We start from the raw sequence: 21,716 nt of genomic DNA on the forward strand, positions 1-21,716 counted from the left end.
GGGTGCGCAAGGTCGGCCTCGACCGTCACCCCAGCGGACCGGAGCCCGCCTGGGACGACCTGGACACGCTGTTCGCGTCCAGCCTCGTCCGCACGGCGGCCTGGATGCCGCTCACGTGCCGTCCGGCCGTGATGTCACGAACGATTTCGCGTCAGAAGCCGAGGAGGCTGCTCTGCGAGATCGTGTTGTTCATTTCGCAGGAGTTCGCAAAGGTGTGTTTCCAGGACGTGCGGGTTCCCTGCCAGACGCCGTCGACCGTGATCGTCACCGGGGACCAGAGCCTCATACAGGCCTGGCCGGGCGTCTGCGACAGCAGGGAGTCGAACTGGCCGCCGGCGTTGCGTAGCTCCGCGCAGGCCGCGGCGGGAGCGGGATGCGTGCCGCTGGCACCGGGCGCGCAGCTCAGCGTGACGGCGCGAGCTGCGGTGTCGATCGAGCCGCCGGGATAGGACACGGTCAGCACGAGCGCCGAGGGCGCGTAGAGGCTGGCGGGTGCCGCGGTGGCCGTGGCCGAAGCCGTGGCGAGCGTCGCGCCGGTCAGGCTGACGGCGGCCGTGGCGATGGTGGCGAAGCGCAGGGTCATGCGCATGTGAGCTCCTTCATGAGGGGGGTGGCCGTGTGGGCCGGGAGCAGCTTCGCCTGAGCAACGGAGCAAGGCCAGTTGGCGGCACGTGTTTGAGACGTGCCCGACTTATGTGCAGGTTGTGAATGACATGTGTGCAGGTTGAGAGTGTGATCGGCCTGGTGAAAGACCTCATTCACTCAGTGGCGACGTGAATCCTGCTAGTCCGGAGGGCAGGAACGCCCTGGTCAGGGTGATCGCGGCACAGCACAGAATGGCCGGAAGTCGGAGCCTGCCACGTGGTCAGGACGCTCTTGAGCCTCGATGCCTCTCGTTCGCGGTTGCTTCGCGGTTCATCCAGGCCGCTCCCGGGATGCCGTCGGCGCGACGGATGACATGGGTCGGGCGGCGTCGCTCGACCGGGCCCGCGCACACAGTGGCCGACGAGACGGTACGGACGATGCGCAACACGGCGCTCTCGTCACCGGTTTCCCCCTCCCGCGCCGCTGGCCGGTGACGGCCGCCTGTCTGGAGAACTGATGTCAGGCCGGGGTGTCCCATGGGCGGCGGCCCCATGCCGAGATGGTTGAGGGATATCGATGAATGCCGAGTCCTTGAGCAGTTCGTCGAATGCGGTGAGGTCTGTGTCGGTGATGAGGCCGCTGGCCAGGAGAGTGGGGGCCGCCCGGTGGATGAGCGGGCGCCCGCGGTCCTTTTCGGGGTGAGTGGACGGCCGGCAGGTCGTAGGGCTCCTCGACGATGAGCCAGCCGCCGGGGGAGAGCCAGCCGGCGGCCCGTGTGATCATCTCGTCTCGGTCGGGGAGGTGGCAGAACAGGTAGCGGGCGTGGACGAGGTCGAAGGTGCCCGGCGCGTAGTCCTCATGCGTGACGTCGGCTTCCTGGATCTCCAGATTGGTGGCGCGGCCGGCGTCGAGGTGGCGGGTGTCGAGGTCGACGGCGACCACGCGTCCGCCCGGACGGCGTGCGGCGAGCCAGTAGGCGATGGAGCCGGCGCCTGCACCCGACTCCAGGCAGTTCCGGACGTCTGCACGGGAAGGCCGTCGAGGATGTTGGTGGTGAACAAGTCGACGCTGCGCTGAATGGACTCCAAGCGGTCACGTTCGCGGAGGGCGTCATTGCTCAGCATGCCGGTGCTGTAGGGAGTGGTCACGGGGCGCTGTGTCATGGATATCGCCTGTTCGTGCTGGGGTCGCTCACGGCGCCGGGGCCGCCGGGCACGTGGCGTTGTCGGCCGGGAGACGCCCGGTGAGCAGGTAGCGGCTGCCGTGCCCATCCATGCAGGTGTTCCCGTCGAACAGGTACTGGCCGTGGTTGCCGCCGCCCGCGACGACGAGGCGGGACCCGGCCAGCACCTGGTGCATGCGTCGTGCGCCCTCGACCGGGGTCGCCGGGTCGTCCTTGGACTGGAGCAGCAGGATCGGCGGTACCTTGGCGGAGCCGATCTTCACGGGCCGGGCCGTCGGCGCCTTCCAGAATGCGCAGGGCGCGCTGTACCAGGAGTTCAGCCAGGCGAACAGGGGAGCACCCGGAGCCGCCGACGCGGTGTCCCGGTGCCACGTCGCCCAGTTGCGGGGCCAGGCGTCGTCCACGCAGTTGTAGGCGAGCTGGGCCGGGTCGACGCCGCCGAGGGCGAGCTGGTCGGTTGCGCCGAGCAGCGTGCTCGCATCCCCGCGCCGGTAATCCGACACGGCCTGGGCCACGTTGCCCCAGTCCAGGTCGGTGTACATGGCGGAGGCGAGCAGATCGTCGATCTCCGCGCTGCCCGCCCTGCTCCCGGCGGGGTGAGCGTCCAGCCCCTTGCGGACGGCGTTCCACGCGGCCGACACCTGCGCCGCACTGGCGCCCAGGTGATAGGTCCCGTTCTTCGTGGCTGCCCAGGCGAAGAACTGGCCGGCCCGGTGCTGGAGCGCCGGGTCCTGCTCGTACTGCGAGGTGTAGGTGGTCACGGTCGGATCGACGACACTGTCGAGGATCATGCGGCCCGTGTGCGAAGGGAACAGTGTCGCGTAGGTGGCGCCGAGTTTCGTGCCGTACGAATACCCGAGGTAGTCCAGCTTGTCGCGGTGGAACGCGGTACGGATCCGGTCCATGTCGCGGGCCGCGTTCTCGGTCGTGATGTACGGCAGCAGGTCCTTGGAGCTCGCGCCGCACTGCTCGGCGATCTTGCGGGCCACGGTCAGCCGCGCCTGCTCCTGAGCATCCGTCGTCGGCGTGTACGGCGCGGCCGGATGCTTGACCAGCTTGGCCGTGTCTCCGCAGGAGACCGGGGTGCTGGCGCCGACGCCGCGCGGGTCGAAGCTGACCACGTTGTACTGCGTGGCGACATCCTGGGGCAGCGAACTCCACACCAACTTCGCCGTGCCGATACCCGGTTCGCCCGGACCACCCGGGTTGACGACGAGAGTGCGGGGGGCGTTCAGGTCGCCGGCCATCGACAGGGTGAGCTTGATCTGCCGGCCGTTCGGCCTGGCGTAGTCGAGGGGCACCTTGAGGGTGGAACAGTAGGTACCGCGAGGTGCTTCGGAGCCGGTGGGGCAGGTGGACCAGTGGAGGGCGGCGGGCCCGGTGGCCGTGGCGACCACCCCCGTGGCGGCCGCCTGAGGCGCGGCGAGGATGACGAGCCCGAGAGTGGCGGCCAGGGCCGCACCATGTCGGCTGAAGGGAGAGGTCGTACTGAGCAAGTGTTCCTGCTTTCAGATGAGTTCCACTGCTGCCGGAAAGCAAGATGAGGGGGAAGACGGAAAGGTTGACCCCGAGCCGCCGGCCCTCGGCCCGGCACCCCACGTCGCGTTGCCGGCCCTCGTCGTCGTACGCCACGGCCTCACACATGGTGCTGCTGCCGTCCTGACCGTGCGCACCGTTTTCTACACTCACCGGATGAGCAACTACACGTGCACCCATTGCGGCACCGTCGGTCTGATGGAAGGTTTCATCGAGGACGCCGGCGAGCACTCGCGTGGCTACGCGCGCTGGATAGAAGGCGCGTTGGAGCGGGGGATTTTCGGAGGTGCCAAGCGGATGGGCCGACCTCGGCGGCAGATAGAGGCGTTCCGCTGTCCCAAGTGCGGGCACTTGGAACTGTTCGCCACCGGCGAGGCGTAGTCGGTCCTCGTAGTCCCCGCACGCCCCGTACGGGCAGGCGCACGCCGTACGCCGGGGCCCTTCGGTCCTCGGCACCCCGCCCTTCCGCCGCGGTGTTGAGTGAGCGGGACGGGCCGTGGTGGTGATCCGGCGCCGCCAGCATGACACGTTGGTGCGGTGCCCCTTCTGGCGTGCCTCACTGCGGGGCGGTCACGCGTCGCACGCACGCCACGCGCCGGGACCCCTGGCGCGGACACCGAACAAGCAGCGCCACTGCTCGGGACGCCGGCTCGCGAGCCTGCGCGGAGCACACATCCCCTCCTGTGCGCTCGCGGGAACCGGCGGCGGCCGGGCCGCCGCAATGGCCCGGCCGCGCCGCGAAGGCCAGGCGCCGGTCCCGAGCCGTGCCGGTCTGCGCTCAAGTACCGTAGCCCCGTGGGTGGTTCCGGGAACGGTCACCCGGAGCCCACGACCGGAAGTGAGCATCAGTTCAGCGGCCCCGCTCCACAGTCGAGGCCGGCCGTGTCACGCGGCGTGGTGCCTGGAACCGTACACGCTCCTTCAGTCCTCGCTCGGCCAGTCCCAGCCGAGCTGCAGGAACATTCCGAGGCGGTCGCTCACAGCACGGATCTCGGCGATCCTGCCTGCGCGTACGGTGAAGATCCAGATCTGTTCGACGTCACAACGTCGGCCGGTCGGCTCGGGCATCCGGGGGTGATGTCCGGTGTGTACGCCGCGCACCCGAAGCCGGGCTACGACCTCGTCACCCTCGGCGATGAGCTGTTCCGCACGGAAGCCGTCGTCCGGGTGCTCGGTGCTGAACGCGGCGAGCTGCTGCCGGAAGCCTTCTATCGCAGCGCCCGGCGCTTCGTCCTCACCGAAAATGATCTTGTTGTGGTCGATCACATCCGGTGCGAGGTACTGCACCCAGTCCTGACTCGAGCGGTCGTTGAGCGCGGTGATGAAGCCGAGGACGACCTGCTTGGGGCTGAAGGCGGTGGCGGAGGACATCTCCACTCCTGTGGTGTCGGGGAACGGGGTCGGATTCTTACGATGTAAGTTTTGCTGGGATCGATCCTTGCCTTACCTTGTAAGAAAGTCAACCGCTCGGAGGGTTGGGGGAAGGGCGACGTATGACGGCGGAGAAGCCGGGTGCGCGGCGCGGACGTGGCGAGCGCGCAGGACTGAGCCGGCAGCGAATCCTTGACGCGGCACTGGATCTGGTGGACCGCAGGGGGCTCAAGGCCCTGACGATGCGTTCACTCGGCGAGCAGCTCGATGTCGAGGCGATGACGCTCTATCACTACGTCCCGAACAAGGACGCCTTGCTCGACGGGCTGGTGGAGCAGGTGTTCCGAGCTGCCGTACCAGCGATGGACGGGTCCTCCGACTGGCAGGAGGCACTGCGTGAGTACGCCACGGCACTGCGCGAGGGTCTGCTACGGCACCCGGCCATCCTTCCGCTCGCCGCCTCCCGTCCTGCGGTCACCCAGGCGACGCTCGACGGCATCGAGGGGTGCCTGCGCATGCTGACGGACAACGGTTTTCCACTCGGTCGTGCCTTGCATGCCCTCAACGCGCTGTCGGTGTTTGCGATCGGGCACGCCATCATGGAGGCACAGCTTGTCGTGGACGCGCACGAGTCGGGCGGCACGGGCTGGCTGGCCGAGTTGGAGGCGGAGCGATATCCGCTCATCGCCAAGGCCGCGCGCGATGGAGCAGGTGTGGACGACGAGGAACGCTTCACCCTCGCTGTCGACGCGATGTTGCTCGGGTTCGACGAACTGCGCACGAGCTGAGCCCCCAGCCGCCGGCCATCGCCACCGCCACCTCATCGTCGCGTCCTGCCGCCCCGGCTCCCCACCGCGATCTCCGGCATCGAACCGGCCGCTGACCTTTCGGAGTTCGCGGGCGCTTCGAGAGCAATCGCATTCAATGATTGTCAGGTGGGTGAGGTATCCGAACGTGACCAGCGGATTTCTGGACGTGCCCGACACGCTGGCCAATTGTCGCTCAAAGTAACGGCGTGGTATGGCGTTGGCTGACATCATCAACTGTACTCGCGGCAGCTCTTGACGACAGGTGGGCGGCGAGAGGGCTCAGTGCTGGTGTGACATGTGCCGAGAGGGAGGCCTTTTGGCGTCCGCACGCCGAAGGCCGTCCGGCCGGTCCGTGGAACGTCTTGGGGAGGCCGTTGATGGGTTGGCTTCACCACACCTGGTTAATTGATTACGTGTTACCCGCTGCCGTGAGCGCTGCCATCGCCTGGGTTGGTTTGGCACGTGAGTTCTCCGGCAAAGGACGGCTGCTGGGCAGCTGGGCATCGTCTGGCCTGACGCTGCTCGTGCTGGCACTGATGGGTGCGGTGGCGGCCGGCGCGGTGGTGCTGCTGCCGCACGCGGCGTCGATTCCTCCGGTGATCGCGGGTGCCGCGACGGGGGCTACCGCGCTGCCCCGACGGAAGCAGGACGAGACGGCGCAGCCGTACGTCAAGTTCATGACACTGGGCATCGCCCTGGTCAGGGAGCGGCTGGTGCAGCGCGTGCACCTCGACGCCTGTACCTGGTCGGACCGCTTTCTGCGCGGTATTGAAACGTCTGCCCAGCTCAGGGTGTTCGTCCACGATCTCAAGCTGTACCTGCTGGAGCGGCATCCGCTCGCCGCCGAGACCAAGACGATCAACGCCATCTACGCGGATGTAGAAAGGGCGATCGACGTGGCACTGGACGTGCAGACAGGGATCGACGAGGCGTGCCGTCAGGCTGGGCGTGAACCATCGGGTGATGAACTCGTCGCCCGTCGCCAGGCGTTCGGCACGGCTCTCGCGCAGTGCGGACACCTGCTGCACTTCGCGTACGTTCACGGGCGCCGCAGCGAGAACGCAGAGCTCCAGACCCTGCGTGCGAAGGCGATGTCCAACGACGCGTTCCACAGTCCGGCTCTGCCACCGCAGCGTCGCTGGTTCGACCGCTGGCTCACCCGCTGAAAGAGGGCGCCAGCCGTGAGCGGCATGACGTCGTGACACAAGTGCCGGCCCCGAGGCTCAGTGACGGGTCGAGAGCCCGCTGCTCTTGATGGGCGACGCGTCCGTGCTGCCGCGGGCTTTGGCGTCCGTCGACTGCGGCCGGGGACAGAACGTGATCTGGACGTCGGCATCCAGCGCCTCCGCTACGGCGGCGAGTGTCCGGACGGTCAGGTTCGCATCGCCGGACATGATCTGGCTGACGCGGCCCGGGCTGACGCCCATCGCGGCCGCCAGATCGGAGCGGGTCTTGCCCTGCCCTGCCAGCAGGCCGGCCAGGGAGGCCGTAGCCTGCCGCGCTATCCGGGACGCCGCTAAGTTCGTCCGGCTTTCGTCACGGGCAAAAATGCCCATGATTCACCCCCAACTCATGGAGAGACAACGCTCGTTGCCACTCCATCAGCATGCCACCTTTAGCTATGACTAAAAACTCGGTTGGTGGGAAATCTACGCCCTAAACTCGCCACCCAGGGTGCTGACCTGCGGTAGTCCACCGTGAATCGGACATAAAGTCACCCTGTTGGGTGATCGGCGCTGCTGCCGCCTGCCTGTGCACCTGCTGCCGGGCCGTCTGGATGGACGGCGTGGGCCTCCGGCCTTGGGCCTGGGGAGCTCGCTTGTCAGGGCATGCCCGCCGCTCAAAAGCCGACGCTCAAACCGCCGCTCGACCCCGTTTCTGTAGGCCGTCGGGGGCAAAGCACCCCGCGCCCCCTTGTGCCTGTCGCCAGGACACCCCACCACGCTGAACAATCGCCCTGGCCTTGCAGGCAGGCACCGGCTCGTACGGCGCAGAGGAGACCGACCGATGGACACAACAGGACGACTGGACCGTAGAACTGTGCTCGCCGGCTCACTCGCGAGCGCCGCGGTCGCCCTCGCGGGATGCACATCGACGAGCGCCGCCACTTCGGCAACGAGCCCCGCCACTTCGGGGACGAGCCCCGCCACTTCGGGGACCAGCGCTTCACCCAGCGCGAGCCCGACCACCCCCGCCGCCGCGTTCGCGAGACTGATGGATGGCAATGAGCGCTGGGTAAGCGGAAATCTTCAGCATCCCGACCGGGATCCGAACCGGCGTCAGCTCGTGGCTCAGCAACAGGAGCCCTTCGGAGCGGTTCTCTCGTGCATCGACTCCCGAGTGCCGCCGGAACTTCTCTTCGACACCGGACTGGGCGACCTCTACGTGATGCGCACGGGCGCGCAGACCGACGGTCCGGTGGTCACTGGTTCCGTCGAGTACGGTCCCATGACGAGTGGCACCCCGCTGATCGTCGTCCTCGGGCATCAGCGCTGCGGCGCCGTCAAGGCGGCGTACGAGTCCCTGCGTGACGGCAAGCCTCTGCCCGGCAACCTGCAGGCGATCGTCAAGGCTCTGCGGCCAGCGTACGAGCAGGCGGTGAAGGAAGGCGGCGCGGACCCGGTCGACACGATGGCCCGAGCCCAGGTCAAGTTGACCGCCACCGCACTTCGCTCCAACGCGGACCTCGCCCCGCTGGTACGCAAGGGTTCCCTGGCGGTAGTCGGCGGGTACTACTCACTCGACACCGGCAAGGTAGAAGTCCTGGTTGGCAAGCCTTCCTAACCGGTCGGACTGACGGAGCGACACCGGACCTCAGCCCCGAGGCACAAGCGGTCTGCGTGAAGCCGTCGGCTTCTGGCCAAGGTCGTCCAGTCGCCCTATGGCGAGATACGTGCTCTGGAAGGGCCCGCGGGGAGCGATACCGCGGACGAGCACGCCGGGCACGTGCGGTAGGCCCTCGCCCTGGCCGACGTCTGGCGTTCCCTCTTGAGGTCTTGGGCCCGTGACCGGTTCAACCCCGGTCCGCGGTCATGAACTCGGTGATCAGCTCCGCCGGATTGGCGTGCGAGGTCAGCTGGAACATCGCGTCCGGGTCGAACATGTCGTACAGAATCACCGGGACCGGCCGTCCCAGTGCCGCCACGATCGTGCCGCTGTCGTGGAGATGCCGAGCGGCTGCGACGCACACCTCGTAGAACCACTCGACCAGTTGCTCGTGGCGATCGTCCGGCTCATCGTCGTCCTCGTACCAGAGCCCCCGGGACTCCGCCTCCCGCCGGTGCGAATCCGCGCCGTCCGGATCACGCCCGAGGATCCTCACCCCTTCAAGCCCGGTCTCCGGGAAGAACGCGTAACTCCAGCGCGCCTCCCAGGCGTCCGACGCCTCCCCCGCCGCGCCCGCGGCGTCGGCCTCGGTCGTGTAGCCGATCGCCACGTACGGGAACCGCGGATCCTGATCGACGCTGTCGATACGGAACGTCACCGCGTAGATCCCGGTGTCCGCCGGAAACGCTCCCACGACCTCTTCGGCGACCCGTTCCACATATTCCTGAAACGTCATATGACCCCTCCCTCGACCAGGCTGAAGATCATAAATTGCCGCCCGGCAGGCCGGCGGGGCCGAGGACAACCGAGGGGTTCCTAAGAGTTGCCCTGGTCGCCAGCGTGTCGAACTGATCGGCACGAAGTCCAACCCGGCCGGAAAGGATCCAGGAGTCGTGAATGAATACACACTGCGCCCCCATTGGGCGCGTCGAGTCGTCATTGACCGATCGGGCTGCGGCACCCCGGCAGCCCGACGAGGGAGCACCCGAGGCCTGGCTCGTCTTCGATGACCGATACGCTCCGGCCCTGGACGGCCTGGCCCCGGGCTCTACGGTGTCCTGTGCGTGGACGAGACCGGCTTCGTGAAGAAGGGCCACGTCTCGGCGGGCGTCCAACGGCAGTACACCGGCAGCGTCGGATGCATCGAGAGCTCCCAGGTCGGCGAGTTCTGCGCCCACGCCACGAGCCGTGGCCGAGCGCTGATCGACCGTCGGCTCTAGCCGCCCGAGCACTCCTGGCGCACTGGCGGCGAGCGCCGCCAGGCTGCTGCCCGGATACCCGACGAGATCGAGTTCGCGACCAAGCCCCGCCTGGTGTTACGTCATCGCCGTGGTCTGCTCGACCAGGGTGCACATCAACCACGGCCGCACCCTGTCCGCGCGGACAACGTCGTAGGCCGGCTGCACACCACTGCCCGGCACCGGCAGAGTGCCGGAACGGGTGTGAAGGGTCTGCGCTACTGCGACTGGGCCTGGTTGCACATCGAGGGCGGGCGTCAGCCACCGCCCCCGCTTATCCGCTGCAACCGCACCACCGGTGAACTCGCCTGCTACCTGTGCTGGTCGCCCACCTCGGTGCCCGGACCAGTCCGCCGATCCGCACCACCGCGCCCGCGGCAGAGACCCGATCAAACTGACCGTCCCGGAGATCTGGTCACCATGCGTTGATGACCGGCGCGTCGTGTTCGTACTGCCGCCAGGCCTCGTTGAGGCGCGCGAGCCGGTTCGCGGCGGCGATGCCATGCAGGGACGCGACCTTGCCGTCGCCGACTTCGAACGCCACGGCGCCCACGACCCGGTCGTCGACCACGGCGAGGACGGCCGGGGAGCCGTTGACCAGCGCGATGTGGAACGCGGGGGAGCCGCCCGCCAGGCGCCGCTTCGCCGGAGTGGGCTTGAAGCCGGCCCGTACGTAGGAGGCGACGCGCTCGCGCGTCTTGTACCGCAGCAGCCGCCGGGCCAGTCCATAGCCGTCCGAGACCGCGGTCACGTCGGCGGTGAGCATCGCCACCAGCCGTTCGGTGCGCCCCGAGGTGGCGGCGGCGAGGAACTCCTCGACGATCCGGCGCGCGGACGCGGGGTCCACCTGGTCACCGCCGCGGCGCTCGGCGGCGATCCGGCGTCGGGCCCGGTGGACATGCTGCTGGCTCGCGGACTCGGTGATGTCGAGGATCCCGGCGATCTCGGCGTGGGGGTAGGAGAAGGCCTCGCGCAGGACGTAAGCGGCCCGCTCGACCGGCGAGAGGCGCTCCATGAGGGTCAGCACGGCCAAGGACACCGATTCGCGCTGCTCGAAGGTATCGGCAGGGCCGAGCATAGGGTCGCCCTCGAGGAGTGGCTCGGGCAGCCATGCTCCGACAGCGCGCTCATGGCGCGTCTGCGCCGAGCGGAGCCGGTCGAGGCAGAGATTGGTGACGACCTTGGTCAGCCATGCCTCCGGCGCCTCGATGCGTTCCCGGTCCGCGGCCTGCCAGCGCAGGAACCCCGTCCTGCACGGCGTCCTCGGCGTCGGCCGCCGAGCCGAGCAGACGGTACGCGAGCGAGGCCAGCCGGCCCCGGCTGGCCTCGAACCGATCGATGGCTGCGCTGTCCATGCCGAGCAGCCTATGCGGCGACCCTCACACCCGCCCGGTCAGGCGTGGTGGCCAGACGGCGCTTGCGCCTCGGTATGCCGAACGTCGGGTGGACGATGCTCCACCCGGCCCCCTTGAGCACGCCCGACTTGAGCCACGCGGCGGTCCGGCCGCCCAGGTACCAGGACTTCGACCGGACTTCCCCGTCCACCATCTGGAAGATCGCGTCCCGCCGCCCGAGGCTGATGTGGTTGCCGTAGTACTTCAGCCCGGTGGTCGGGACCTCGCTGCCCGTCAGGCGCGCGATGATCGCGGCGGTCGCCTGCATGTTGGTGTAGCCGGCCGAGGCGCAGGACATCGGCAGCGGCCGGCCGTTCTCGCCGATCGCGTAGGCGCCGTCACCGGCGGCGTAGACATCCGGGTGCGAGACCGAGCGCATGGTGCGGTCGACGACGATCTGGCCGGTCTCGGCGACCTCCAAGCCGCCGGCGGCCGCGATGGGGTGCACGGCGAACCCCGCCGACCACACGGTCACGTCGGCCGGGATGGACGTACCGTCGGCGGCGATCGCCCGTGTCGGCTCGACGGCTTCGATACCGGTGTGCTCGTGGACGGTGATGCCGAGCCGATCGAAGGCCTGGCGCAGGTGACGGCGGGCCTTCGGAGAGAGCCAGGCGCCCAGCTCACCGCGGGCGGCGAGCGCGACCGAGAGGTCGGGCCGGGACTCGGCGAACTCGGTGACGGTCTCGATGCCGGTCAGCCCCTCACCGACGACCAGCACGGTGCCGCCCTCGCCCAGGCCCGCCAGGCGCTCGCGCAGACGCAGCGCCGAGGACAGGCCGGTCACATCGAAGGCGTACTCGGCCACACCCGGGACGTCATGGTGGGCTACTGAGCTGCCGAGCGCGTAGAGAAGCGTGTCGTACGCGAGCTCGCCGTCGCCGTCGACGCCATTCACTACGACGGCCCTGCGCTCGGGGTCGAGGCCGGTGACGCGCGCCAGGCGCAGCCGCACGCCGGTGCCCGCGAACACGTCGGCGAGCTTGCGGAACGCGAGGTCCTGCCCGATCGCGAGCTGGTGGAGCCGCATCCGCTCAACGAAGTCGGGTACGGCGTTGACGACGGTGATCTCGGTGTCGGCGGGGGAGAGCCGACGGGCCAGGTTTCCGGCGGCGAAGGCCCCGGCGTAACCAGCGCCGAGTACGACGATGCGGTGCTTCATGGCGTTGCTCCTGTCTCGTTCGCGTGCCCCTTGAACGAGACGGCGCCCCGATTGCTGACAGGAGTCGGATGTGACGCGGGTCACTGAACTGGCCAGGCGGTACCGAAGTCGGATGCCCGACCGCCGCTGCTTCCGCGCCTTTGGCGGTTGGCCGCATGGTCGGCTTCGTCGGGGATGACATGCCGGATGCCTCGAGTCCACGTGGATGTCCCAGTTGATGTCACCGACCGCGTCGGCTCGGACTGTCCCCGCTGGAGCAGGAGTTCCCAAGTTCCGTTCAACGACTGGATTGATCGTCGGGGCGCTGTCCCAGCCCCTGGAGATGCTCGCCCCCTCTGACCGCTGAATACGGTAAGTGGGCCTGGTTGAGTGAGAGGACGCGATGACGTGGATGTGTATGAGGCCGTGGACAGTCGCAGGGCCGTGCGGGCGTTCAGCGCCGAGCCGGTACCGAAAGAGACACTCAAACGAGTGCTGGCTGCCGCGACGAGGGCTCCGTCGAGCGGGAACCTCCAGCCGTGGCACGTGTATGTCGTGACCGGCGAGCCCTTGGCCGAACTGAAGAGGCGCGCACGGGCCAGGGCACTGGCGGGAGACCCGGGTGACGAGCGGGAGTATCCGATGTACCCGGCCGAACTCTCCTCGCCGTATCTGGACCGCTTCTCCGCCGCTGCTGCCCAGCGGTACAAGGCGCTCGGAATCGAGCGCGACGACCCTGACAGGCCCATGAAGATCGCAGCCTTGAACTCGGAGGCGTTCGGGGCGCCCGTCGGCTTGTTCTGCTACCTCGACCGGACGATGGGGCCCGGGCAGTGGGGTGACGCGGGGATGTACTTGCAGACGGTCATGCTGCTACTGAGGGCGGAAGGGTTGCACAGCTGCCCCCAGGTGATGTGGACCATGTACCGCAAGACCGTCAGCCAGACAGTCGGAGCCGATGACGGGCTCGTGCTGTTCTGCGGCGTCTCGGTGGGATTCGAGAAGGAAGGCGTGCCGCTGCTGCGTACCGGGCGGGCGGACATGACGGAAACGGTGAGCTTCGTGGGAGCGTGACCGCTGGGCCGCCATCGGCAAGCCGCAGTGGTCCGCTCTCTCGCGGATCAGCAGTGAGACCGACCTGCCCGTCGGCCATGCAGGTGCTGTACCACCTCGCCGACTTCACATCCGGGCCGGCGTCGCTGTCTCGCCGTCGACAGGGATGCCCAGCCGGCCGGCCACGGTGGTGAGGGCCGTTCCCAGGGGGAGCGCGACCCGGGTGAGGGCGTGCCGGTCGCCCCGGGTCGGGTCCCGGTTGACGATCAGCACCGGCTTTTGGGCCTGGGCTGCTTGGCGGACGAACCGGAGCCCGGACATCACCGTCAGTGAGGAGCCCAGGACCAGCAGCGAGGCCGCTTCACGGACCAGTTTGCGGCAGTGCTCGACCCGCTGCGGAGGAACGGGTTCGCCGAAGAACACCACGTCCGGTTTGAGGATGCCGCCGCAGCTCGCGCAAGGCAGCGTGCGGAAGTCTGCGACCTGTTCGTCGGTGAGGTCGGCGTCGCCGTCCGGATTGATCCCGGCGGCCACCGGCTCGAAGCCCACATTGGCCGCCTCCAGGCGCCGGGCGAGTTCACGGCGCGGGCTGAAGGCGCCGCAGGAAAGACAGACGACCCGGTCCAGGCTTCCATGGAGCTCCACGACGCTGCTGCCGGCAGCCTGGTGCAGACCGTCGACATTCTGGGTGATGACACCCGAGAGCAGACCGTGTCGCCCGAACGCGGCCACGGCCCGGTGCCCGGCGTTGGGGAGGGCGCGGCCGAAGGTGCGCCAGCCGAGGTGGCTCCGCGCCCAGTACCGGCGCCGGGCCTGGGCACTGGCGGTGAACTCCTGGTAGGTCATCGGGGTGTGCCGGCTCAGGCTCCCGCCCTCGCCCCGGTAGTCGGGGATGCCCGACTCCGTGGAGAGGCCCGCCCCACTGAGCACCAGCACACCGCCCTTGCTCAGCGCATCGGCGACCGGCTCGAGATCCGTGCTGCCCGGCGGCAGGTCCTCGGTGGGGGTCCAGCTCAGAGTGGGGCGCATGTGCATGCCGCCAGGGTACGGAACAGGCCGCATTTGTAGGTTCTCATTTCGTATGTCCTTTTCTCGCAGAGCATGGCCCATGTTCGGCCCAAAGGACAACGCGGTGAGACGAACAAGTGTCTTATGTTCACCCGTAGTAGTGCAGGTCGCACTTTCGGCTGTGCCGCGGTACCCGTCGGCGTGACACTGGAACTCAGCTGGTCGAGGCCGGGCCTATCACCGAGCCTTTCTCGCTCGGGGGTGGGGCATGTCGCGCGTCGTCGGTGAAGTCTCCGTGAGTCTGCGTCGTACGGACGGGACCGTCGGCGAGGGCCGACTTGGCCTTCGACGGGCGCGGGTGATCTTAGGCCGTCGAAGCCCTGGCGGACCTTTCGCTGGCGGCACGGTCAGAAGCACTACTCGGGCACGTATTGGTCCTCGATCATGCGGGATCATGTGGTTTACGAGTCGCGACTCGAGTTGACGCGCCTGCTCTACGCTGACTTCGAGCGGAGCGTAACGGGTATCTGGGCCCAGCCGTTCCTGCTCACCGCCAGGGTGGATGTGCACGAAAGACGTCATGTCCCGGACTTTCTTGTTCGGCGGGACGGGCATGTGCCGCTGGTCGTCGATGTCAAACCATTTCACCTACTGAGCCGGCCGAAAACGAACTACGCGCTTGGCTGGGCACGTGAGGTGGTACTGCCCCGCGGTTGGGACTTCGAGGTGTGGAGCGAGCCGCCGGAATCCGAATTGGCGAACCTCCGTTTTCTCGCGGGGTATCGCCGCGATTGGCTCTTCGATGAGGATCTGCTCACGGAGATTCAGCAAGCGGATTTGTGGGGGCCTCCCCGGGAGAGGCATTCCGTGCATTTCCTCCCATCCGGCCTGGAAAGTGCGGCAACTGTGCTACGGCTGCTGTGGTGCCAGCGCTTCGTGACCGACTTGACGGTGCCGCTGTCCGCATGTCACGAACTGCGAAAGGGTAATGCCTCGGCGGTGGGCGCCGGAAGGCGCGACCTGCCGCCCCCGATAGGTGAAAGCGGCCAGGCCGACACGGACGTGGCGAACGAGCCAACTCGGCATGTGACGGTTGAACGGGTCCGGGTCCGCCACCGCATGCCGTCCATCAGTTGCCGTCGTGTCCACACGGGCGGACGGCCCGGCTTGATGCCCTGCGGCAACAACTGCTCCGTGGCCGGCGGAGAACTCATGGGTGTTCGCGCTGTCTGGTGCCGCTCCCCGACAGTACTCGTCGTCAGGGCTGAGCGGGCGGGGACGGCCTCCTGCCCACCGAGACATCTCACGACATCAACGTGTCAAGCGGCAGCGGCCAGTTCAGAGGGGAACGTGAGGTGTTCGTCGAACAGTCCGCCGGTCTGGAGGCAGTGGTAGAGCTGCCCGATCAGGCGGTTGAACAGGTGTCGCTGCGCGTCTGCATGCCAGTCCCCTTGTTCGCGTCGACGACGGTAGTGGGCGTCGGCTCCGGGCGAGGATCACAGGGCTGAGAACGCCGCGGACGTGACCCGTCGTGGTGGTGGTTCAGTTGGGTGGTGTACGGGTGATGGAGCGGTTCCGGATGGGTGTACTGACGGGCGGTCGGGCAGCGCGGCGTTGTCTGGTCGCGCTCACTTGCCAGATGGCGAGGAGCAGGAGCGTGCCGGTTTCGGCGAGGAGGCTGAGGACGGCTTGTGGTGCCGGTTGCAGACCGCGCTCGGTGAATCCGAACACGCCAACGGTGCGCGAAGCGGTGAAGCCGCCGAGGGCGCCGAGCGCGACGCCTGCCTCGGAGATCCTCAGCAGCGGGGGTGGTGTCCCGATCAGCAGCAGGGGAGCGAGGGCGAAGGATGCGCTGGCTTGGAGCAGGAACAGGGGGCCGATGATGTGGATGAAGCGGTACCCGTCGATGTAGAGCTGGGCGTGGATGTATCCGCCCGCGGCGAGGGTTGCGGCGGTCGCCGCCCGCAGGGTGGGGACGAGGAATCTTTGGGTGTTCATGCCAGCCTCTGGTCCTTGATGGCCAGTTCGCGGTCGCCTTGGCGGTAGCCGACGCTGCGGATGCCGAGTGCGTCCTTGAGCTGCCGGGCAGGGACGACCTGGGGCGTGGGGGCGGGGGCGCGGCCCGGTTTGGGCAGTGGGTAGGCGGTGGTGGTGGCGGAGTGGAAGGTGATGTTGCCCTCTGTCTTGGTGAATAGTTGGTGGACGTGCCCATTGAGACAGGTGACGGAGGAGAAGCGGCGCAGGAGTGCGATGACTTTGAGAGCGTCGTCGGTGCTCCAGCCCCACTTCGGGTACATGGCGAACAGCGGGATGTGGCTGAAGACCACGACGGGGGTGTCTGATGGCAGTCCCGCCAGGTCTTTGCGTACGAAGTCGATCTGCGCGTTGCCGAGGTGCCCGAGTTTCTCCAGGCTCAGGGTGTTGACCAGGGCGATGAAGTGCACGCCGTGGGTGTCGAAGCTGTACCAGCCGTCGCCGAGCGTGCCCATGCCGAAGGTCCGCCGGTAGGCGCGGCCTGCATCACCGATGGAGTCGTGTTCGCCCGGTACGGTGAAGACGCGGTCTGTCTTCATTCCGGTCATCATCTGCTTGACCTGGTCGAACTGCCCGGCCGTGGACAGGTGGGTCAGGTCGCCGCTGTGCATGACGAAGTCCGGTCTGAATCCGAGTGAGTTGACCTGGTTGATCGCTTCGTTGAATGAGCCGGCCACGTCCATGTTCGCCGGGCCCTGGAACCCGATATGGCTGTCGGAGACCTGCACGAACCGCAGCGCGCCGCTTACCGCCGCGGCGGCCCCGGCGGCGGCCCCGGCGTTGGTGTCCCGGGAGTCCGCGATGTGACTGATCACCTCTCCGCTGGCCACGGTCAGCACCACCGCGCCGCCGAACCATCCTGCGTGACGCATGAGTTGACGCCGAGTCATACCGTGTTCGGTTTCAGGCTGGCCGGCGTCGTCGGCCGGTGCTCCGTCGTGACGGTCGTAGTAGTCGGTCATCGGGTCACCTCCACGGTGGCGGTCATGAACGGATGGATGGTGCAGATGTAGGCGTAGGTGCCGGGCTTGGTGAACGTGTAGCTGTAGGCGGCGTGGGTGGCCAGGGCGGCCGAGTGCAGGGGGCCGCCCGATGCGGCGCTGGTGACGGTGTGGGCGTCGGTGTCCTGGTTCGTCCATGTCACCGTCGTGCCCGCTTTGACCTGCAGCGTGGCCGGAGAGAATGCGAAGTTCTTGATCGCGACGGCATTCCCGGTCACCGGTGCGGCCGCCGCGCCCGTGCTCGAGGTACTCATGGGCATGCTCATGCCGGGCATCGGGGAGGCGCCGGGAGCGGAGCCCGCCGTTTTCCCCGACCCCGTGGCCCCGGGCATTCCGGCCGCCTGGTGCTGACCCGGACCGGGCGTGATGGCGCCGGCCCCGACGGACGAGGAATGCGACGACGGGCCGCATGAGCTGAGGAGCCCCAGCGCACCGGCAGTGACGATGGTGGCGACGGTCAGCCCGGCCGCAGCACGGGATCGCCGAGTTGGTGGGCGAAGGTTCACGTACATGGTGTGTGTTCCTCACTGATCAGGCGGAGACGGGAACTGCGCCGGCTCGGGCGCACGCAACCGCAGGGATGTGGTGGATGGCGCGTTCATGGGCACGCGTCCCTCGCGGACCCAGCGAGCGAGCCTGGGTGCCGCCCCGTGCCGGCTGCCCGCCTCGAGGTGCTCCGCGCTGCGCATCCGCCCTGCCACGCCACGAAGATGAAGGCGGCACGCGGCAGTTCGCCCGAGCAGGCAGCCGCGAGCGACTCGGGTTAGGTCGGCATCGCCCATACGGGTGATGCGCACACTGGCCGGATGCTCTGCCCCGGTTGCCGCACAGCTGCCGATCACTGTGCGTAGCGCCATCGGCGTGGTGTGTGCCGGACATCGGTCGGGGCTGCAGAGTGGCACCGGCTTCGATGCACGGGGGCAGGGGAGCGGGGCCCGTGGCGAGAGCGCGTGCGTCGCGTGGTGCATTTCGGTCACCCCTGTTCCACCCCTTGTCGCAGGGGAAGCGATGAGGAGTTGCGCGTAAGCCGGTTCTTGTTCGCCTCCACGGACGGCATGGCTCCTGCGGTTCGATGGATACGCACCTTTTGTGGGACTTCATGGGATCACTGCAGTTCAGCCGGTCCCGGATCCGCGCATGCTTGATCATGGCGAGGTCGTAACGCCGCAAGGGCGTACCACCTGCAGTACTCGCAGCGCGTGACCGGCGCCGAGCTGCTCATACAGGACAAAGCGGCCGTATATGCCGGATGATCGTCTTATGCCCTGGAGTTCCCGAAAGCGTGGTTCAAGGACCGATCCGGATCGCTCCGCGCACCGTGTCTCTGATAGAGGGACCCTCTCGACCGCAGATGAGGAACTGCTGCGCACTCTGTACGCGGAGCACGCAGGAGCCCTGTTCCACTACGTGCTGCGACTGACCTCAGGAGACTGGCAATGGGCAGAGGACGTGGTACAGGAGACACTGCTGCGAGCGTGGCAGCATCCCGCCGCGTTCGACCCCGCACGCGGCCCGGCCCGGGCCTGGCTGTGTACGGTCGCTCGACACCTGGTCATCGACGCCCACCGGGCCCGGCAGTCCAGGCCGGCCGAGGTCGGCGGCGATGTGCTGGAGCGAGCCGCCGAGCAGAAGCCGGGCAAGGACGAGATCGAGCAGGCACTGCAGAGCTGGGCGGTTGCCGAAGCCGTCCGGTCACTGTCCCCGGACCACCGCGCCGTCCTGCTGGAGACCTACTACCGGGGCCGGACCATGGCGGAGGCCGCACAGGTGCTGGGCATCCCGCTGGGCACAGTGAAGTCGCGGACGTACTACGCCCTGCACGCCCTGCGGCTGGCGCTGCAGGAACGGGGGATCGAGCCATGACCGTGGCGGGTAGGAGGCGGCGACCATGAGTGCGGAGCACGACGCCCTCCGGCTGACGCTGGGAGGTTACGTCTTGGGCACGCTGCCCTCGGCGGAAATGGAACAGGTGCGCATCCACCTCGCGGCATGCACCGAATGCCGGGCCGAACACGCCCAGCTGGCGGGATTGCCTGCGCTGCTGGCGACGGTGACCGAAGCCGAAGCCTCGGGCCAGACGGTGCCGGCGGCCGAAACGGACCTGACCGACCGACTGATGGTACGGGCAGCCGAAAGCGCGCAGGGCTCCCCGCTGCCCGAACGGCCCGCCGCGCCCGGGGTGTCGAAGACCCCAGAGGGGGGTGTGCTGGAGAGGCTGCTCCAGCAGGCTGCGGCCAGGCGCCGCAGGTCTTGGCGTCTGCAACTGGCCGGCGCTGCAGTCTCGCTGACGTTCATCGCGGCAGCGGCCGGTGGCACATGGCTGGCGGCCATCGGATCCGTGGGCAGTCAGGCGAGGCCGCCCGGGCCGACCGCGCCGACTGTCTGGCGCACCTTCTCCGGGAGCGATCCCACCACCGGCGTCTCCGCCTCGGTGAAGGTCTCGCCCTCTGCCTGGGGCAGTGTCCTGCAGATCTCCGCAGGAGGGGCACCCGCCGGAATCACCTGTCGGCTGCAGGCGGTCGGGCCCGGCGGGGCCAGGTCGGACGGCGCTACCTGGCGGGCAGGCGAGTACCCTCCCGGCATCACGATCCCAGGAGCGGTCGCCATGGCTCCGGGAGCCATCGAGCACTTCGAGATCCTCGCGGGCAACGGTCAGAAGCTGGTCACCATCCGAGCGTGAGGCCAGACCATGGCGGTCATGTCACTGGGCGGCCGGTCGCCCAGTGACATGACGGCAGCAGCAGGGCGTGAGGATTGGTGGCACAAGAGGCCAAGACGACGTCGCCTTCGAAAAGCCGGGCGCTCCGCGGCGAGGGAGCCCGGACATTCGACAAGCACCGGGCCGCCCTCAAGACCGGTGGACCGAGCTGGAGGGGCGCGCACAGGACGTCCAGCTGATGGTCATGGAAGAGGCTTCTGCCCGTGACACCGGCTGGACGGGCACGCTCGTGATCACCGTAGCCCCTCGATCCCGCCGCACCGCGTGGCTCCGGGATCGGCGGGACCGTCCGACAAGGGCTCGCGGCCGATGAGTGTGGCGCCTCGGAGGCCGACACCGGCACCTGTATGGCCGAGGGGCTGAGCGGCAGCCAGCGCGCGGAGGCGGCTGATGGTCGAGTCGGCCGCCGCCAGCCGGGAAGGATCACCCCCGGCCAGGTTGATCAAGGTGAAGGCCATCCGGGTACGCGACCAGCAGGTCGAGGGTCGAGGGGTGGGTTGAAGCAGCCATCCGATCGATCTGTCCGTGGTGGTGCCACACATCGCGGGGCCGGTCAGCTGCGGCGGCTGCTTCCCCTGCACGACCTGTCTCGGGCGGCTGTGTCGGTACCGGGGCAGTTCTGCAGCTCGGTCGTGGGGCCCTGGCCTGCTTCCGTCACGCGACCTCCGCAGGGGCAGGCCGGCCATCCCGCGCCGGGCCCCTTGGGCGCCGGCCGCGTAGACGGGCGGGCACGGCTGTGCGAAAGGGGTGCGGCGGCATACATCTCCGCTTCCGCCGGAGGAGGCGAAAACCGACACCCTGGCCCTTCCGGCGACGCGCCGACGGTTTCCGGGCCCTGGTCACTCTCGCCCCCGCTCCGTCGAACCGGCTCAGTCCGCAGCTGACTTCATGCATGAGCGGGCCGACGGGGCGCGCACGACTCTTCTTTTCCCGAAGTCCGTACAACCCGGAGAAGAGGATCCATCACGTCTGCACGCGGAGGACCGCGATCCGGCCGAAATGCAGGCACGGACGTCCGTCCCAGGTCTACGGCGCGACGCTTCCACCGGGTCGTCCGGAAGGCCACCGGCGAGGGGACCGAACTGCCGGTGCCCAGTCCGGCCGCGCAACAGCCCGCTCTGGACAGAGGCAGCTGAGCCCAGGCAGGCGCCGACATTGACATGACTCGCAAGAATCGGAACAAAAAAGGCGAATGGCTCGAACCGTCCGGCATGTGTCGTCCGTGGAACTGATTGAGCGCGCCCACGCAGGATCAGGATCCGGCCTACCGACCATCCCCGAATTGCTTGCGGTCACCCCGTTCCGGTCTCCGCACATCGACAGAAGAGCCAGAAGATCATGTTCGTGACCGATTCCCCCAGCCCGACTTCACTGCTCGGTCGACCCTGCCACCGCCATGCACTGCTCACCCTGCCGGCGCAGGAGGCGCACGTCTCCGCCGCTCGTCACTTCGCATCCGATTTGCTGGAGACCTGGAGTGTGCCCGCGGGTGAGCGGGACTCCGCCATTCTCATCGTCGACGAACTCGCCGCCAACGCTGCCCAGTACGGCCATGAGCGCATGACCCTGCTGCTCGCCCTCGACCACGAAACTCTGCACATCGTGGTCACCGACTCCGGCGCGGCCGTGGAGCATCATTGCCCCGGCATCGCCTCCGACGAACACGGCCGTGGTACCGGCATCGTCCAGTCCCTTGCCCAGTCGACCGAGATTCGCCAGACACGCAGCGGCCGCGAAGTCCGCGCCTGCCTGAGGTGCTCGCCATGACCGGGCCGGACGCTCCGCACGAGTTGCGACCCCCTGCCGGGGCCGGCACTG

Annotated in this window: 20 protein-coding genes and 4 pseudogenes; 11 read left to right on the top strand and 13 right to left on the bottom strand. The window is 68.3% G+C overall.

Annotated features, from left to right (window positions below):
* Window positions 1-151: 151 nt before the first annotated feature.
* From BFF78_RS41395 to BFF78_RS41405, 3 genes are all read right to left on the bottom strand, one after another.
* Window positions 152-589 (bottom strand): subtilase-type protease inhibitor, encoded by a 438-nt coding sequence (locus tag BFF78_RS41395; RefSeq protein WP_069783169.1) that lies wholly within the window; start codon window positions 587-589, stop codon window positions 152-154.
* A gap of 515 nt (window positions 590-1,104) precedes the next feature.
* On the bottom strand, window positions 1,105-1,593 hold the full coding sequence (locus BFF78_RS44245; protein ID WP_227026190.1) for a class I SAM-dependent methyltransferase: 489 nt from the start codon (window positions 1,591-1,593) through the stop codon (window positions 1,105-1,107).
* Window positions 1,594-1,776: 183 nt separating this feature from the next.
* Window positions 1,777-3,264 carry an alpha/beta hydrolase gene (locus tag BFF78_RS41405; RefSeq protein ID WP_069783171.1) on the bottom strand — a complete coding sequence of 496 codons (1,488 nt, stop codon included), beginning with the start codon at window positions 3,262-3,264 and terminating at the stop codon, window positions 1,777-1,779.
* A 196-nt stretch (window positions 3,265-3,460) separates the two neighbouring features.
* Here BFF78_RS41405 and BFF78_RS41410 point away from each other — a divergent pair, with 196 nt between their 5' ends.
* Window positions 3,461-3,685 (top strand): hypothetical protein, encoded by a 225-nt coding sequence (locus BFF78_RS41410; protein WP_069784141.1) that lies wholly within the window; start codon window positions 3,461-3,463, stop codon window positions 3,683-3,685.
* Between the two features lie 540 nt (window positions 3,686-4,225).
* On the opposite strand, the gene BFF78_RS41415 is transcribed toward BFF78_RS41410, so the two are convergent.
* Window positions 4,226-4,675, bottom strand: coding sequence for an ester cyclase (locus tag BFF78_RS41415; RefSeq protein WP_069783172.1), 450 nt, complete (start codon window positions 4,673-4,675; stop codon window positions 4,226-4,228).
* A 122-nt stretch (window positions 4,676-4,797) separates the two neighbouring features.
* Here BFF78_RS41415 and BFF78_RS41420 point away from each other — a divergent pair, with 122 nt between their 5' ends.
* Window positions 4,798-5,463, top strand: a complete 666-nt coding sequence (locus BFF78_RS41420; protein ID WP_069783173.1) for a TetR/AcrR family transcriptional regulator C-terminal domain-containing protein — start codon at window positions 4,798-4,800, stop codon at window positions 5,461-5,463.
* A 449-nt stretch (window positions 5,464-5,912) separates the two neighbouring features.
* A complete protein-coding gene (locus BFF78_RS41425) occupies window positions 5,913-6,650 on the top strand; it encodes a hypothetical protein (protein ID WP_159033150.1) in 738 nt (245 codons plus the stop codon).
* Window positions 6,651-6,707: 57 nt separating this feature from the next.
* On the opposite strand, the gene BFF78_RS41430 is transcribed toward BFF78_RS41425, so the two are convergent.
* Window positions 6,708-7,040 (bottom strand): helix-turn-helix domain-containing protein, encoded by a 333-nt coding sequence (locus BFF78_RS41430; protein WP_069783175.1) that lies wholly within the window; start codon window positions 7,038-7,040, stop codon window positions 6,708-6,710.
* 528 nt (window positions 7,041-7,568) lie between these two features.
* Here BFF78_RS41430 and BFF78_RS48835 point away from each other — a divergent pair.
* Complete coding sequence (locus tag BFF78_RS48835) at window positions 7,569-7,712, top strand: hypothetical protein (RefSeq protein ID WP_159033151.1); 144 nt, start codon at window positions 7,569-7,571, stop codon at window positions 7,710-7,712.
* Window positions 7,699-8,268 (top strand): carbonic anhydrase, encoded by a 570-nt coding sequence (locus BFF78_RS41435; protein ID WP_069783176.1) that lies wholly within the window; start codon window positions 7,699-7,701, stop codon window positions 8,266-8,268. Before BFF78_RS48835 ends, BFF78_RS41435 begins: the two co-directional genes overlap by 14 nt.
* A gap of 229 nt (window positions 8,269-8,497) precedes the next feature.
* Here the strand turns inward: BFF78_RS41435 and BFF78_RS41440 are convergent, their stop codons facing one another.
* The gene (locus BFF78_RS41440) at window positions 8,498-9,046 is read right to left on the bottom strand and encodes a hypothetical protein (protein ID WP_079161700.1); all 549 of its coding nucleotides are present in this window, start codon (window positions 9,044-9,046) and stop codon (window positions 8,498-8,500) included.
* Window positions 9,047-9,362: 316 nt separating this feature from the next.
* Between BFF78_RS41440 and BFF78_RS48840 the strand changes: the two are divergent.
* A pseudogene (locus tag BFF78_RS48840) lies at window positions 9,363-9,623 on the top strand (transposase); the annotation flags it as partial.
* A 340-nt stretch (window positions 9,624-9,963) separates the two neighbouring features.
* On the opposite strand, the pseudogene BFF78_RS41445 reads toward BFF78_RS48840, so the two are convergent.
* Together BFF78_RS41445 and BFF78_RS41450 are read right to left on the bottom strand one after the other, a co-directional pair.
* Window positions 9,964-10,903 (bottom strand): annotated as a pseudogene (locus tag BFF78_RS41445) (sigma-70 family RNA polymerase sigma factor).
* A gap of 10 nt (window positions 10,904-10,913) precedes the next feature.
* Complete coding sequence (locus BFF78_RS41450; RefSeq protein ID WP_069783178.1) at window positions 10,914-12,104, bottom strand: NAD(P)/FAD-dependent oxidoreductase; 1,191 nt, start codon at window positions 12,102-12,104, stop codon at window positions 10,914-10,916.
* A 387-nt stretch (window positions 12,105-12,491) separates the two neighbouring features.
* Between BFF78_RS41450 and BFF78_RS41455 the strand changes: the two genes are divergently transcribed.
* Complete coding sequence (locus BFF78_RS41455) at window positions 12,492-13,157, top strand: nitroreductase (RefSeq protein WP_069783179.1); 666 nt, start codon at window positions 12,492-12,494, stop codon at window positions 13,155-13,157.
* Between the two features lie 105 nt (window positions 13,158-13,262).
* Here the strand turns inward: BFF78_RS41455 and BFF78_RS41460 are convergent, their stop codons facing one another.
* The gene (locus tag BFF78_RS41460; protein WP_069784142.1) at window positions 13,263-14,171 is read right to left on the bottom strand and encodes an NAD-dependent protein deacetylase; all 909 of its coding nucleotides are present in this window, start codon (window positions 14,169-14,171) and stop codon (window positions 13,263-13,265) included.
* Window positions 14,172-14,564: 393 nt separating this feature from the next.
* Between BFF78_RS41460 and BFF78_RS48845 the strand changes: the two are divergent.
* A pseudogene (locus BFF78_RS48845) lies at window positions 14,565-15,539 on the top strand (TnsA-like heteromeric transposase endonuclease subunit); the annotation flags it as partial.
* On the opposite strand, the pseudogene BFF78_RS44270 reads toward BFF78_RS48845, so the two are convergent.
* From BFF78_RS44270 to BFF78_RS41475, 4 genes and pseudogenes are all read right to left on the bottom strand, one after another.
* Window positions 15,464-15,640 (bottom strand): annotated as a pseudogene (locus tag BFF78_RS44270) (IS110 family transposase); the annotation flags it as partial. The pseudogenes BFF78_RS48845 and BFF78_RS44270 sit on opposite strands and share 76 nt — an antisense overlap.
* Window positions 15,641-15,686: 46 nt before the next feature.
* Entirely contained in the window at window positions 15,687-16,142 is a 456-nt protein-coding gene (locus BFF78_RS41465) for a hypothetical protein (RefSeq protein WP_069783180.1), read from the bottom strand.
* Window positions 16,139-17,050, bottom strand: coding sequence for a metallophosphoesterase family protein (locus tag BFF78_RS41470; protein WP_227026079.1), 912 nt, complete (start codon window positions 17,048-17,050; stop codon window positions 16,139-16,141). The genes BFF78_RS41465 and BFF78_RS41470 overlap by 4 nt, the downstream gene beginning before the upstream one ends.
* Before the next feature lie 86 nt (window positions 17,051-17,136).
* On the bottom strand, window positions 17,137-17,433 hold the full coding sequence (locus BFF78_RS41475) for a plastocyanin/azurin family copper-binding protein (RefSeq protein WP_069783182.1): 297 nt from the start codon (window positions 17,431-17,433) through the stop codon (window positions 17,137-17,139).
* Between the two features lie 1,006 nt (window positions 17,434-18,439).
* On the opposite strand from BFF78_RS41475, the gene BFF78_RS41480 reads away from it, so the two are divergent.
* The 3 genes from BFF78_RS41480 (at window position 18,440) to BFF78_RS44275 (ending at window position 21,665) form a co-directional block, all read left to right on the top strand.
* Window positions 18,440-19,042 (top strand): sigma-70 family RNA polymerase sigma factor, encoded by a 603-nt coding sequence (locus tag BFF78_RS41480; RefSeq protein WP_079161704.1) that lies wholly within the window; start codon window positions 18,440-18,442, stop codon window positions 19,040-19,042.
* 25 nt (window positions 19,043-19,067) lie between these two features.
* The gene (locus tag BFF78_RS41485) at window positions 19,068-19,859 is read left to right on the top strand and encodes an anti-sigma factor family protein (protein WP_069783183.1); all 792 of its coding nucleotides are present in this window, start codon (window positions 19,068-19,070) and stop codon (window positions 19,857-19,859) included.
* Between the two features lie 1,377 nt (window positions 19,860-21,236).
* The gene (locus BFF78_RS44275) at window positions 21,237-21,665 is read left to right on the top strand and encodes an ATP-binding protein (RefSeq protein WP_418346734.1); all 429 of its coding nucleotides are present in this window, start codon (window positions 21,237-21,239) and stop codon (window positions 21,663-21,665) included.
* Window positions 21,666-21,716: the final 51 nt, after the last annotated feature.

The sequence above is a fragment of the Streptomyces fodineus genome, from assembly GCF_001735805.1.
GTDB classification, from domain to species: Bacteria; Actinomycetota; Actinomycetes; order Streptomycetales; family Streptomycetaceae; genus Streptomyces; species Streptomyces fodineus.